Source organism: Mycobacterium sp. shizuoka-1 (genome assembly GCF_002723835.1).
Classification (GTDB): Bacteria; Actinomycetota; Actinomycetes; order Mycobacteriales; family Mycobacteriaceae; genus Mycobacterium.
In genome coordinates, this window is the sequence record NZ_BEWG01000042.1 from 27,591 (window position 1) to 40,185 (window position 12,595).

At 68.6% G+C, this 12,595-nt stretch carries 16 protein-coding genes; 8 read left to right on the forward strand and 8 right to left on the reverse strand.

Features of this window, described 5'->3' with window-relative positions:
- A partial coding sequence (locus MSZK_RS13910; protein ID WP_199203332.1) for a DUF349 domain-containing protein occupies positions 1-1,275 on the forward strand: 1,275 nt, incomplete at its 5' end.
- Here MSZK_RS13910 and MSZK_RS13915 read toward each other — a convergent pair.
- Positions 1,272-1,862, reverse strand: a complete 591-nt coding sequence (locus tag MSZK_RS13915) for a hypothetical protein (protein WP_099248757.1) — start codon at positions 1,860-1,862, stop codon at positions 1,272-1,274. The genes MSZK_RS13910 and MSZK_RS13915 overlap by 4 nt on opposite strands.
- A complete protein-coding gene (gene miaB / locus MSZK_RS13920) occupies positions 1,850-3,364 on the reverse strand; it encodes a tRNA (N6-isopentenyl adenosine(37)-C2)-methylthiotransferase MiaB (RefSeq protein WP_099248786.1) in 1,515 nt (504 codons plus the stop codon). The genes MSZK_RS13915 and miaB overlap by 13 nt, the downstream gene beginning before the upstream one ends.
- Positions 3,365-3,493: 129 nt before the next feature.
- On the opposite strand from miaB, the gene MSZK_RS13925 reads away from it, so the two are divergent.
- The 4 genes from MSZK_RS13925 to MSZK_RS13940 are packed head-to-tail and all read left to right on the forward strand — an operon-like array spanning position 3,494 to position 6,605.
- Entirely contained in the window at positions 3,494-4,222 is a 729-nt protein-coding gene (locus MSZK_RS13925; protein WP_199203334.1) for an amino acid ABC transporter ATP-binding protein, read from the forward strand.
- Positions 4,223-4,241: 19 nt separating this feature from the next.
- The gene (locus MSZK_RS13930) at positions 4,242-5,054 is read left to right on the forward strand and encodes a glutamate ABC transporter substrate-binding protein (protein ID WP_099248760.1); all 813 of its coding nucleotides are present in this window, start codon (positions 4,242-4,244) and stop codon (positions 5,052-5,054) included.
- A 6-nt stretch (positions 5,055-5,060) separates the two neighbouring features.
- Positions 5,061-5,741, forward strand: a complete 681-nt coding sequence (locus MSZK_RS13935) for an amino acid ABC transporter permease (RefSeq protein ID WP_099248763.1) — start codon at positions 5,061-5,063, stop codon at positions 5,739-5,741.
- Positions 5,742-6,605 (forward strand): amino acid ABC transporter permease, encoded by an 864-nt coding sequence (locus MSZK_RS13940; protein ID WP_099248765.1) that lies wholly within the window; start codon positions 5,742-5,744, stop codon positions 6,603-6,605.
- On the opposite strand, the gene MSZK_RS13945 is transcribed toward MSZK_RS13940, so the two are convergent.
- Positions 6,602-7,429, reverse strand: a complete 828-nt coding sequence (locus MSZK_RS13945) for an LLM class F420-dependent oxidoreductase (RefSeq protein WP_099248767.1) — start codon at positions 7,427-7,429, stop codon at positions 6,602-6,604. The two genes, MSZK_RS13940 and MSZK_RS13945, sit on opposite strands and share 4 nt — an antisense overlap.
- A 110-nt stretch (positions 7,430-7,539) precedes the next feature.
- On the opposite strand from MSZK_RS13945, the gene MSZK_RS13950 reads away from it, so the two are divergent.
- On the forward strand, positions 7,540-7,959 hold the full coding sequence (locus MSZK_RS13950; RefSeq protein WP_233211299.1) for a DUF4189 domain-containing protein: 420 nt from the start codon (positions 7,540-7,542) through the stop codon (positions 7,957-7,959).
- A 43-nt stretch (positions 7,960-8,002) separates the two neighbouring features.
- Entirely contained in the window at positions 8,003-8,236 is a 234-nt protein-coding gene (locus MSZK_RS13955) for a hypothetical protein (RefSeq protein WP_099248769.1), read from the forward strand.
- Between the two features lie 27 nt (positions 8,237-8,263).
- Here MSZK_RS13955 and recX read toward each other — a convergent pair whose 3' ends face one another.
- From recX to MSZK_RS13980, 5 genes are all read right to left on the reverse strand, one after another.
- Positions 8,264-8,782: a recombination regulator RecX gene (gene recX / locus MSZK_RS13960; RefSeq protein ID WP_099248773.1), complete on the reverse strand. Its 519-nt coding sequence runs from the start codon at positions 8,780-8,782 to the stop codon at positions 8,264-8,266.
- The gene (recA, locus tag MSZK_RS13965) at positions 8,751-9,803 is read right to left on the reverse strand and encodes a recombinase RecA (protein ID WP_099248774.1); all 1,053 of its coding nucleotides are present in this window, start codon (positions 9,801-9,803) and stop codon (positions 8,751-8,753) included. Before recA ends, recX begins: the two co-directional genes overlap by 32 nt.
- A gap of 132 nt (positions 9,804-9,935) precedes the next feature.
- Complete coding sequence (locus MSZK_RS13970) at positions 9,936-10,625, reverse strand: alpha/beta fold hydrolase (protein ID WP_158230578.1); 690 nt, start codon at positions 10,623-10,625, stop codon at positions 9,936-9,938.
- Positions 10,626-10,629: 4 nt separating this feature from the next.
- Positions 10,630-10,824, reverse strand: coding sequence for a DUF3046 domain-containing protein (locus tag MSZK_RS13975; RefSeq protein ID WP_099248778.1), 195 nt, complete (start codon positions 10,822-10,824; stop codon positions 10,630-10,632).
- A 9-nt stretch (positions 10,825-10,833) separates the two neighbouring features.
- Positions 10,834-12,000 (reverse strand): glycosyltransferase, encoded by a 1,167-nt coding sequence (locus MSZK_RS13980; protein ID WP_099248780.1) that lies wholly within the window; start codon positions 11,998-12,000, stop codon positions 10,834-10,836.
- A gap of 41 nt (positions 12,001-12,041) precedes the next feature.
- On the opposite strand from MSZK_RS13980, the gene MSZK_RS13985 reads away from it, so the two are divergent.
- A complete protein-coding gene (locus MSZK_RS13985) occupies positions 12,042-12,482 on the forward strand; it encodes a limonene-1,2-epoxide hydrolase family protein (protein ID WP_099248782.1) in 441 nt (146 codons plus the stop codon).
- The last annotated feature ends 113 nt before the right edge of the window (positions 12,483-12,595 follow it).

Genomic DNA, 12,595 nt, shown 5'->3' on the forward strand with positions numbered 1-12,595 from the left:
CCGGGGCCGCCGCGTCCCGTCCCCAAACCCCACCCACCCACAGCTCCGGTGGCGGTGCCGCCGTCCAGCGACCCACACCGGTTCGGCCGCGTCGACGACGACGGCACGGTCTGGCTGATCACCTCGGCCGGCGAGCGGTCCATCGGGTCGTGGCAGGCCGGCGACAGCGAGGCGGCGTTCGCCCACTTCGGCCGGCGGTTCGAGGATCTGGCCACCGAGATCACGCTGATGGAAACCCGGCTGGCCTCCGGCACCGGCGACGCCCGCAAGATCAAGGCAGCCGCCGCCAGTCTGGCCGAAACACTGCCCACTGCAAGCGTTCTCGGCGACGTCGATGCGCTGGCCGAGCGGCTGGGCGCGATCCGCGACCACGCCGAGGAGACCGCAGCCGCCGACCGGGCGCGACGCGATCAGCACCGGGCCGAGCAGACCGCCCGCAAGGAGGCGCTGGCCGTCGAGGCCGAGGAGCTGGCGACCGCCTCGACGCAGTGGAAGGCGGCCGGCGACCGGCTGCGCGCCATCCTCGACGAGTGGCGCACCATCACCGGCCTGGACCGCAAGACCGACGACGCGTTGTGGAAGCGCTATTCGGCGGCCCGCGAAACGTTCAACCGGCGCCGCGGCTCGCATTTCGCCGATCTGGACCGGGAACGCGCCGGCGCCAGGCAGGCCAAGGAAGATCTGTGCGTGCGCGCCGAGGCGCTTGCCGGTTCGACGGATTGGTCGGCGACGGCGGCGGCCTTCCGCGATCTGTTGACCGAGTGGAAGGCCTCGGGCCGAGCGGCCAAGGATGTCGATGACGCGCTGTGGCATCGGTTCAAGGCCGCGCAGGACACGTTCTTCGCCGCCCGCAATGCGGTGAACGCCGAGCGTGACACCGAGTTCGCGGCCAACGCCACCGCCAAGGAGGCGTTGTTGGCCGAGGCGGAGAAGATCGACGTCGGCAACCTCGATGCGGCCCGCGCGGCGCTGCGGACGATCACCGACAAGTGGGACGCGATCGGCAAGGTGCCGCGGGAGCGCTCGGCCGACCTGGAACGCCGGCTGCGGGCGGTGGAGAAGAAGGTGCGCGACGCCGTCGACTCCGGCCGCGTCGATCCGGAGGCCCAAGCCCGGGCCGAGCAGTTTCGGGCTCGCGCCGAGCAGTTCCAGCGTCAGGCGGAGAAGGCCCTGGCGGCGGGTCGCACCAAGGACGCCGAGCAGGCCAGCGCCAGTGCCGAGCAGTGGCGGCAGTGGGCCGACGCGGCGGCGGAGGCGCTGGGCAAGAAGCGCTAGTCGGGGTTTTCCTCGCGCCGGTCGACGTCCTCGAGCAGGGTGCGGGACTGGCTCTCGGCGGCGGCGATGCGGCGCTGCTGCTCGGCGGCCAACTGGACCGCGGTGCGGGTCCACACCACGCGCGCCCAGTGGAACGTCAGCAGGATCACCGCGAACCAGCCGATCAGCAGGCCGATGCCCGGACCGGGATGCCCGTGCGCCGCGGTCTGGCGCGACCAGACGGCGAGTAGTCCGATCGCACTGGCCAGCCCTGAGCCGGCGAGTGCGATCCAGGCCAGCGCCCAGCGCCGGGTCAGCAGCGCCAGCATCGAGAACCCGACGCCGAACACCAGCGCGAGCCAGGCGAACAGCCGCGACGGCAGGGCGATACCCACGCTGAGAGCCTTGCTGTCGCCCATCAGCACGTCGATGCCGCGGGCTGCGCCGGTGTGCGGCAGGATCAGCGACACCAGCAGCACGAACACCAGGATCGCGACGACCATGGCGCGGGCGCCCGGCTGGATCTCGCCGGCGACCTTGCGTTCGGCGGCCTCGATCTCGGCCCGATAGGCCTCGGCCTCGTCGTCTGAGCGACTCATCGCGCACATCCCGTCGTCTCTTCGGTGGTGGGCCTGCCGATCGCGGGCAGCCCCAGCCCGACCGTGCGGGGGCGCTGACCGGCCGCGTGGGCGTCGCCGGCGCGGGTGCGGCGGTGGCTGATCAGCGGCGCATCGGCGATCAGGTGATGCGGGGCGGCGCCGGTGACGGTGGTGACGACGACGTCGCCGGGGCGCGGCGTGGCGTCACCCGGGGTGAAGTGCACCAGCCGGCCGTCACGGGCGCGGCCGCTCATGCGGGCGGTGCTGGCGTCCTTACGGCCCTCGCCGGTGGCCACCAGCAGCTCCACCTGGGTGCCGATCTGGGCGGTGTTCTCCTCGAAGGAGATTTGCTCCTGCAGCTCGATCAGGCGTTGATAGCGTTCCTGCACAACGGCTTTGGGTAGCTGGCCGGCGAGCTCGGCGGCCGGGGTGCCGGGGCGCTTGGAGTACTGGAAGGTAAAGGCCGCACTGAATCGGGCCGCCCGCACGACGTCAAGGGTGGCGGCGAAGTCGTCCTCGGTCTCGCCCGGGAAGCCGACGATGATGTCGGTGGTGATCGCCGCGTGCGGCATCGCCGAGCGCACCCGGTCGATGATGCCGAGGTATTTCTCGGCCCGGTAGGACCGGCGCATCGCCTTGAGCATGCGATCCGATCCGGATTGCAGCGGCATGTGCAGTGCCGGGCAGACATTCGCGGTCTTGGCCATCGCGTCGATGACGTCGTCGGTGAATTCGGCCGGGTGCGGCGAGGTGAAGCGGACGCGCTCCAGGCCGTCGATCTCGCCGCACTGGCGCAGCAGTGCGGCGAAGGCGCCGCGGTCGCGCGGGGTGCCGCGGTCGGCGAACGAGACGCCGTAGGCGTTGACGTTCTGGCCCAGCAGGGTGATCTCCAGGACGCCTTGGTCGACCAGCGAGCGCACCTCGGCGAGGATGTCGTCGGGGCGTCGGTCGACCTCTTTGCCGCGCAGCGACGGCACGATGCAGAACGTGCAGGTGTTGTTGCAGCCGACCGAGATGGAAACCCATGCCGCATAGGCGGATTCACGTGCAGCGGGCAGAGTCGAGGGAAATTCCCGCAGCGACTCCTCGATTTCGACCTGGGCCTGCCGGTTGTGGCGGGCCCGCTCGAGCAGCGCGGGCAGCGAGCCGATGTTGTGGGTGCCGAAGACGACGTCGACCCACGGCGCCTTCTGCAGCAGGCCCTCGCGATCCTTCTGGGCCAGGCAGCCGCCCACCGCGATCTGCATGTCGGGGTCGGATTGCTTGCGCGGGGCGAGGTGGCTGATGTTGCCGTAGAGCTTGTTGTCGGCGTTCTCGCGGACCGCGCAGGTGTTGAACACCACGACGTCGGCGTCGGCGCCCTCGGGCGCCCGGTGGTACCCGGCGGCTTCGAGCAGGCCGGCCAGTCGCTCGGAGTCGTGGACGTTCATCTGGCAGCCGTAGGTGCGGACCTGGTAGGTGCGACCGGCCCCCGATCCGGGCAGTTCGCCCGTCGGGTGGTCGTTGGTCAGCACCGATGTCACAGGCTCATGGTACGGAGGGGGTGGCGTCGCCGAGAAATCGCGGATCGGCCAACGCTCGGCAATCTTGGGATTACCTGGGTATGGTCTGAACGCATGGGGCGCAGCGGCGAGGAGCCGATGATCTCGGTCAAGGGCGTCAATAAACACTTCGGCGATCTGCATGTGCTGAAGGACATCAACCTCGAGGTCGACCGCGGCCAGGTCGTCGTCGTCCTCGGTCCGTCGGGTTCGGGTAAGTCGACGTTGTGCCGCACCATCAATCGACTCGAGACCGTCGATTCCGGCACGATCACCATCGACGGCGAGCAATTGCCTTCGGAGGGACGCAAACTGGCGCAGCTGCGCGCCGATGTGGGCATGGTCTTCCAGTCGTTCAACCTGTTTGCCCACAAGACCATCCTGGAGAACGTCGCGCTGGCGCCGGTGAAGGTCCGCAAGCTCGACAAGGGCAAGGCGCGAGAGAACGCGATGTCGTTGCTGGAACGGGTCGGAGTCGCCAACCAGGCGGACAAATACCCAGCCCAGCTGTCCGGCGGGCAGCAGCAGCGGGTCGCGATCGCACGTTCGCTGGCGATGAACCCCAAGGTGATGCTGTTCGACGAGCCGACCAGTGCGCTGGACCCGGAGATGATCAACGAGGTGCTGGCGGTGATGACCTCGCTGGCCGGTGACGGCATGACGATGGTGGTGGTCACCCACGAGATGGGCTTCGCCCGCCGGGCCGCCCACCGGGTGGTGTTCATGGCCGACGGGGCGATCGTCGAGGACGCCCCGCCGACCGAATTCTTCGACAATCCGCGCTCAGACCGCGCCAAGGACTTTCTCGGCAAGATCCTCAACCACTAGGGCGAAAGGAACTCCCACTATGGCTTCACTTTCTTGGCGTCTGGTCGGCGCCGCTGTCTTGGCTGCCGCACTGCCGTTCGCCGCGACCGGATGCGGCGGCGAGGGCAGCGGCGACAAGCTGGTGATCGGGACGAAGTTCGACCAGCCCGGCCTGGGGTTGAAGAATCCGGACGGCTCGATGAGCGGCTTCGACGTCGACGTGGCCAAGTATGTGGCCAAGGAGCTCGGCTATTCCGAGGACAAGATCGAATGGAAGGAATCGCCGTCCGGGCAGCGCGAGAACCTGATCCAGAACGGGCAGGTGAAATACATCGTCGCGACGTACTCGATCACCGACTCACGCAAGGAGAAGGTCGACTTCGCCGGGCCGTACCTGGTGACGGGCCAGAGCCTGCTGGTCCGCTCGGACAACACAGACATCACCGGAGCCGAGTCGCTGCAGAACAACAAGAAGCTCTGTTCGGTCAGCGGGTCGACCCCGGCGCAGCGGATCAAGGACAAGTACCCCGGCGTTCAGCTGCAGCAATACGACACCTATTCGGCCTGTGTGGAGGCGCTGAAGAACGGCGCGATCGACGCGGTGACCACCGACGAGGTGATCCTGGCCGGCTACGCCGCGCAGTCCCCCGGCGCGTTCAAGATCGTCGGCCAGCCGTTCTCCGAAGAGCGCTACGGCATCGGGTTGAAAAAGGGTGACACCGAGTTGTGCACCAAGATCACCGATGCGGTGAAGAAGATGGAGGCCGACGGCTCCTGGAAGGCCGCGTTCGACAAGAACCTGGGCCCGGCCGGCATCCCCGCCCCGGCGCCGCCCGCACTCGACGGCTGCTGAGGTCGAGTGGAGGTCTTCAGCGAGTATCGCGGCCAGATCTTCGAGGCGTTCTGGACCACGATTCAGCTCACCGTGTTCTCGGCGATCGGTGCGTTGATCCTCGGCACGGTGCTGGCCGCGATGCGGCTGGCACCAGTGCCGATGCTGAACTGGCTGGGCACCGGCTATGTCAACGTGGTGCGTAATACGCCGCTGACGCTGATCATTCTGTTCTGCTCGTTCGGGCTCGCGCAGACGCTGGGGATCACGCTGGTGGACTCGCAGTCCCCAACGTCCATCGAGGACAGCAACTTTCGGCTGGCGGTGCTCGGGTTGACGGTGTATACCGCGTCGTTCGTGTGCGAGACCGTCCGGTCGGGGGTGAACACCGTTCCGCTCGGCCAGGCCGAGGCGGCCCGTTCGCTGGGATTCACGTTCGGCCAGAATCTGCGGATCATCTTGCTGCCGCAGGCCTTTCGATCGGTGATCATCCCGCTCGGCTCGGTATTGATCGCGCTGACCAAGAACACCACGATCGCGTCGGCGATCGGGGTGGCCGAGGCGGCGCTACTGATGAAGGGGATGATCGAGAACACCGCTGCCCTGGTCACGGTCGGCACGATCTTCGCGCTGGGGTTCGTGATCCTCACGCTGCCGCTGGGCTTGTTGTTCGGCTGGCTGGGTAAGCGTCTGGCGGTGGTTCGGTAGATGAGTACTGCCTCGGTGCTTTTCGACGCGCCCGGCCCGCGGGCGCGGGTCCGCAACCGGATCGTGTCGGTGGTGACGATCGTCGTCGCCGCGCTGGTCGTGTGGGTCGTGGTGGCCAAGCTGGCCGGCAAGGGCCAGTTGACCGCGGCCAAGTGGGAGCCGTTCCTGACTGGCAATCTGTGGAAGACCTACGTCTTGCCCGGCATCCAGGGGACGCTGACCGCCGCGGCGCTGTCGATCGTGCTCGCGTTGATTTTGGGCTTCGCGCTGGGCATGGGCCGGTTGTCGCACAAGGGTTTCATCCGCGTGCCCTCGGCGGTGATCGTGGAGTTCTTCCGCGCCGTGCCGGTGCTGATCATGATGATCTTCGCGTACTTCCTGTTCGCGCTCTACGACGTGTTCCTGTCCACGCATCTGGCGCTGGCCGGTGTGGTGACCGGGTTGACGCTCTACAACGGCGCGGTGATCGCCGAGATCGTGCGCGCGGGCGTCAACTCGCTGCCGCGGGGGCAGAACGAGGCCGCGGCCGCGCTGGGGTTGCGGTGGGGGCAGACGATGCGCTCGATCCTGCTGCCGCAGGCCATCACCGCGATGCTGCCGGTGCTGGTGAGCCAGCTGGTGGTGGTGCTCAAGGACACCGCGATCGGCTACCAGATCACCTTCGTCGAGATGGTCCGCCAGGGCACGGTGGTCGGGTCGTCCTACGGCAACTACGTGCCCGCGCTGATCGTGATCGCGGTGCTGATGATCAGCGTGAACTTCGCGCTGTCAGTGGCGGCCACGCGGCTGGAGAAGCGGCTGCGCCGGTCCAAGCGCGCGGGTGTGCCGTTGCAGACGCAGGCCACCTTGGAGCCGGGCGACTAGTCCCCCAGCTGCGCGCACCGCGCCAGCAACTCGGCCGACGGCGGCTGGTAGAAGCTCAACACCGCGTGCTCGCAACCGAGTTCGGCGAACTGCGGCAGCATGTCCAGTTGTGCGGCGACCTGCTCGGGTTGCTCCGGATACAGGAAGATCTGCACCGACCGCCGAATCTCGGCGGGGTCGCGGCCAACCTCGGCACACGCTTCGTTGAGCCGAAGGCTCACCTCGCCCCACTGCTCCGGGGTGCCATGACTTGGCATGTTCCATTCGTCGGCGTGCCGGGCGATCACCCGCAGCATCTTGGGCTGCGATCCGCCGACCACGATCGGCGGGTGCGGGCGCTGCACCGGTTTGGGCTCGCAGATCGCCTCGTGCAGCGTGTAGAACCGGCCCTCGAAGGTGACCGTCTCTTCGGTCCACAACCGGCGGATCACGGTGAGCGCCTCGTCGAGCATCGCCACTCGCGTTCCGGCGCTGGGGAATTCGATGCCGTAGCCGCGATGCTCGGCCTCATGCCAGCCCGCGCCGATGCCGAAATCCAGCCTGCCGCCGCTGATGTGGTCCACGGTGACCGCCATCTTCGCCAGGATCGCCGGATTGCGATAGGTCACGCCGGTGACCATGCAGCCGATCCGGGCCCGGCGGATCACCACACCCATCGCGGCCAGCGTCGTCCAGCCCTCATGGGTGGGTGTGGTGTTCTCGGCCAGACCGTAGAAGTGGTCGTAATTCCAGATCGCCTCGAAGCCGAGATCGTCGGCGGCCCGCCAGAACGCCTCCAGCTCCGGATAGTCGAACGTGGGCGCCAGCTTGGCCGAAATCCGCATCCCCGCAGCCTAGTCGCGCATTCGGTCCGCCGACGTCGCGCATGCCGCTACAGTTGCGGTTCACCCTCGCCGACCAGCATCAAGACAGGACCCCCATGGCCCTCACTCGCATGGCTTCCACGCTGTTCTTCCTCGGCGTCGTCGCGGCCACCGTCTCGGTCGGTGCGGCCTGGGCCGGCGGCCCCGACGGCGCGATCGAGAACGACACCGACATCTCCCAGGCGGTCGGCTCCGGCGTGCTCAACGGCGCGCTGACCGGCTTCTCCGCCACCGGCCCCACCAACGAGGCGGCCTCGGCCGCGGTGATCGCCGCCTGCCAGCAGGCCGGCGCCCAGGAGTGCACCCGCGACGAGGTCACCAACGACAACCTCTGCGTGGTCTCCGTCGGCGCCGACGACGGCAGCGGAATCGTCTCCGGCGGCGCCGGCCCGACGGTCGAGGCGGCCCGCGACGACGCGTTCCGGCACTCCCAGGACGCCGACGCGCCGCTGGACCCCGGTGCCCGAATCCTGGTGTCGGCCTGCCCGTGACGCAGGTGCCCGCCATGACCGACACGTTGAAGGGAAACACCCGATGACCATGCGAGCCAAGATCTCGCTGCTGACTACCGCTGTGGTTGCGGTGTCACTGATTTCGGCCCCGGTGGCCGGTGCCCGGCAGACCTGCCACGACGCGGGCAGCCACGTCATGTGCGAAACCAGCGGCAGCGTGTCCATCAAGGCCGTTCCGCAGACGCGCGCGCCCAATGTCAGCGAGATCACGCCGACCGGACGGGACCGTCGTCGCGGCATCGTCTGGAGCTGGTAGCGCCGCCTCGCCGCCGGGTTCGGCAACCTAGACCCGCCGGCGTTCCCGTTCGGCCGCCACGCCCTCGGTGACCACGGCGACCGCCATGCTCTGGTTGTAGCCTCGCCGCGCCAGCATGCCGACCAGCCGGCGCATGACCGTGGCGTCGTCGCCGTCGTCGAGCTTCTCGCGGCGCAGCTTCTGCTCCACCAGCTGCTCGGCGCGTTGCCGTTCGGCTCCGGCGTCGATCCCGTCGAGCGCCGCCGCGATCACGTCGTCGTCGACACCTTTCGTCCGCAACTCAGCGGCCAAGGCGCGCTTGCCTTTTCCAGCCCGCTCCCGTCGCGACCGAACCCACTGCTGGGCGAAGTCCGCGTCATCGATCAGACCGACGGCCGCCAGCCGGTTCAGCTCGGCGGCGGCGACGTCGTCGGGATAGCCGCGCTTGGCCAGCTGTCCAGCCAGCTCGGATCGAGTTCTGGGCCGCACGGTGAGCAGGCGCAGGCACAACGCGTGCGCCTGCTCTTCGCGGGTCTCAGAAATCGACTGGGGCGGGCAGGACGTCATCGACGAGTTCATCGGTCATCACCGCACCGATCCCGAGCTTCTCTTTGATCTTCTTCTCGATCTCGTTGCCCACATCGGGGTTCTCCAGCAGGAACTTCCGGGCGTTCTCCTTGCCCTGGCCGAGCTGCTCCCCCTCGTAGGTGAACCACGAGCCGGACTTGCGGATGAAGCCCTGCTCGACACCCATGTCGATGAGCGAACCCTCCCGGCTGATGCCGTGGCCGTAGAGGATGTCGAACTCCGCCTGCTTGAACGGCGGCGACACCTTGTTCTTGACGACCTTGACCCGGGTGCGGTTGCCCACCGCGTCGGTGCCGTCCTTGAGCGTCTCGATCCGGCGCACATCCAGGCGCACCGAGGCGTAGAACTTCAACGCCTTACCGCCCGTGGTGGTTTCGGGTGAACCGAACATCACGCCGATCTTCTCGCGCAGCTGGTTGATGAAGATCGCGGTGGTGCCCGAGTTGTTCAGGGCACCGGTCATCTTGCGCAGCGCCTGGCTCATCAGTCGGGCCTGCAGGCCGACGTGGCTGTCGCCCATCTCGCCCTCGATCTCGGCGCGGGGCACCAGGGCGGCCACCGAGTCGATGACCAGGATGTCCAGCGCGCCCGAGCGGACCAGCATGTCGGCGATCTCGAGCGCCTGCTCACCGGTGTCGGGCTGGCTGACCAGCAGCGCGTCGGTGTCCACCCCGAGCTTCTTGGCGTACTCGGGGTCCAGGGCGTGCTCGGCGTCGATGAACGCCGCGATGCCGCCGGCGGCCTGGGCGTTGGCCACCGCGTGCAGGGCGACGGTGGTCTTACCCGAGGATTCCGGGCCGTAGATCTCCACGACGCGGCCGCGGGGCAGGCCACCGATGCCGAGGGCCACGTCCAGCGCGATGGATCCGGTCGGGATGACCGAGATGGGCTGGCGCACCTCCTCGCCCAGGCGCATCACCGAACCCTTGCCGAAGTTCTTGTCGATTTGCGCGAGCGCCAACTCGAGGGCCTTCTCGCGGTCAGGTGCCTGCTGGGCCATGGTGATACCTCTTCCGAGTAGTCGTTGTTGACCGGTTGGCCGTGACGTTAGGACAGTGCTCCGACAAATCGATCGAACGTCCACCACGATAGCGAACAGGTGTTCGAAAGCAAGCAAGGCGCGCCGGGCGTGTCAGGCGAGCCGGTGCAAAACCTCGGCCAACTCCGCAGGCCGGGAGTAGAACGGCGAATGGCCGCCCGGCAGCTCCACCACCGGCGCCTCGAGCAGCTCGGCGGCCACCCGTCGTGACCAGGCCGGATCGACCATCTGGTCCGCCGCGCACACGATGTAGGTGGCCGGGATGTCCGGCAGCCGGTCGAACGGGCAGCGCTGCGTCATCGGGCCGAAGGCCTGGGTCCGCAGCCTGGGGATCGCCGCCTCGACCACGTCGTCGTCGCAGTCGGAGTAGAAGATTCTGCGCGCCAGATCGACGTCCGCCCACCGGGTGCCGCCGTCCACCTTGGCCAGACCGGCCGGGTAGCCGGGATTGAGGATTCCCTGCTCCCGAACCAGCTCGGCACAGGTGCGCCCCGGCTCGGCGACCAGACCGCACAGGTACACCAGGTGGCGCGGCGGTCGGCGGTCGGCGATCCACGGAAACGCGAAGCTGCCCAGCGAATGACCCACCGCCACCACGTCGTCGCCGCAATCGGCCACCGCCGCGGCGAACGTGGCCGCATGGTCGGTGAACGTCGCCGCGGGATCGTCGAACCGGACGTCGACGGTGACCACCCGGTGGCCACGGCGCTGAAGTTCCGGTGTCAACCGCTCCCAGCACCAGGGACCGTGCCAGGCGCCGTGCACCAGCGCGAAGGTGCTCACCGGCTCACCACTGGTCGCGGGGCACGTCGAAGTCCGCGCACAGCGCCCGCCAGACCTCGCGGGGCTCCACACCGTCTTCGATGGCTTGCGCGGCGGTCCGCCCGCCCAGCTTGGTCAGCACGTGATCCACCAGCATCGAGGCAGCGCGAACCGAGCCGAACTGAGCCTCAACGAGCTCGTTGAATTCCGTCAGCCGCACGCCACCAACTTACCCAGGCACCGATTCGTGGCACACCTGTACCGGATCGGCGACGGTCGCGACGCTCTCCCCCGCCCGCCGGGCCGCCTGTCGGTAACGCGGACAGGACAGCACCTCGTTGACCTCGGCGACCAGCGCATCGGCGGTCAGCGGTCGAATCAGCCGTGCACTGCCTTGGCGCACAACACGATTCGCCAGCTCCCATTGATCGCCGCCGCCGGGAATCACGACCATCGGGACACCGGCCAGCAGCGTCTTGGACAACATGCCATGACCGCCCCCGCAGACCACCACGTCGGCGTGGGTGAGCAGCTCGTCCTGGCGGCCCAGACCCACGACCGCCCAGGGCGGCACATCGAGGTCGGCGCCGCCGAGCCGGGAGATCACCACCCGAGACCCGGCCGGCAGGGTGTCCCCGGGGATCAGGTGGCGCAACGCCAGTTCGGCCACCCCGTCGGCCCCGGTGGTTGCCGTCGACGGCGCGACCACGACCACCGGACCATCGCCGTCGGGAATCGGCAGGACCGCCGACGTGGGCTCGAGGTGCAACGGGCCGACGACGACGGCCTCGTCAGGCCAGTCCGGCCGCGGCACCTCGAGGGCGGGAAGGGTGGCGATGAGCCGGCGCAGCGGGCCGCGGTCATGGGCGGGCAGCCCGATGCCGACCCGCGCCTCGCCTCGCTGGCGCTCCCCCGCGCGCAGCGACCGCGCCGTCAGCGCCCGCATGACGGTGTCGCGCAGCCGACCGCGCAGGCCGGTCCCCGGTGCCAGACCGCTCCCGATCGGGGGCAGGCCTTTCGACGGCAGGTACAGCGGGTGCGGGCAGAGCTCGATCCAGGGCAGACCCATCAGTTCGGCTGCCAGTCCACCGCACGCGGTGATGACGTCGGAGACGATGAGATCGGGTGCCCACCGGCTCAGTACCGGAACATTGAGCACCGCCATCCGGGCGGCCCGTTGATGGATCTTCGCGCCGGCGTCGCCGTCGTCGTCGTCGGAGGTGGGGTCCAGGCCCGCGAGTTCGACGGCCTCGACACCGACCGACCGGGCAAGGTCCAGCCGCTGCGCCCCGGTGAGCAGAACCGGCTGGTCACCGGCGGCGGCGAGCCGCAGACACAGGGCGATCGCCGGGAACGCATGGCCCGGGTCCGGGCCGGCCACCACCGCGACGCGCATCGGCCTACCCTGCCACAGCGGTTCGCAATAGGCTGGCGAGCATGACCGAGCAGACCACCAATGTGAGCTCCGACATCGACACCGCCCACACCGTCGAGGTGTTCCTCGGCGCGCTGCAGGACGAGGACCTGGCCACCGCCGACGCCCAGCTCGACGACAATCTGGTCTATCAGAACGTCGGATTCCCGACGATCCGCGGCCGCGCCCGCACCATGAAGTTGTTCCGGCGGATGCAGGGCAAGGGCGGCTTCGAGGTGAAGATTCACCGCATCGCGGTCAACGGCCCTGTGGTGCTGACCGAGCGCACCGATGTGCTGGTGATCGGACCGGTGCGGCTGCAGTTCTGGGTGTGCGGCGTCTTCGAGGTGAGCAACGGCCGAATCACCCTGTGGCGGGACTACTTCGACATGTTCGACTTCAGCAAGGCCATCGCCCGCGGCCTGATCGGCGCGGTCGTCCCGGCACTGCGCCCGCGGCTGTGATTTCGGCGCGGTTTCGTTCGCCCAGCGACGTGTTCTGTTCGGGGACATCGCTGACAGTGGTATGTCTCGGGACATCGCTGACACCTGAGTAGGGCTGGGACCAGCATGGTTCA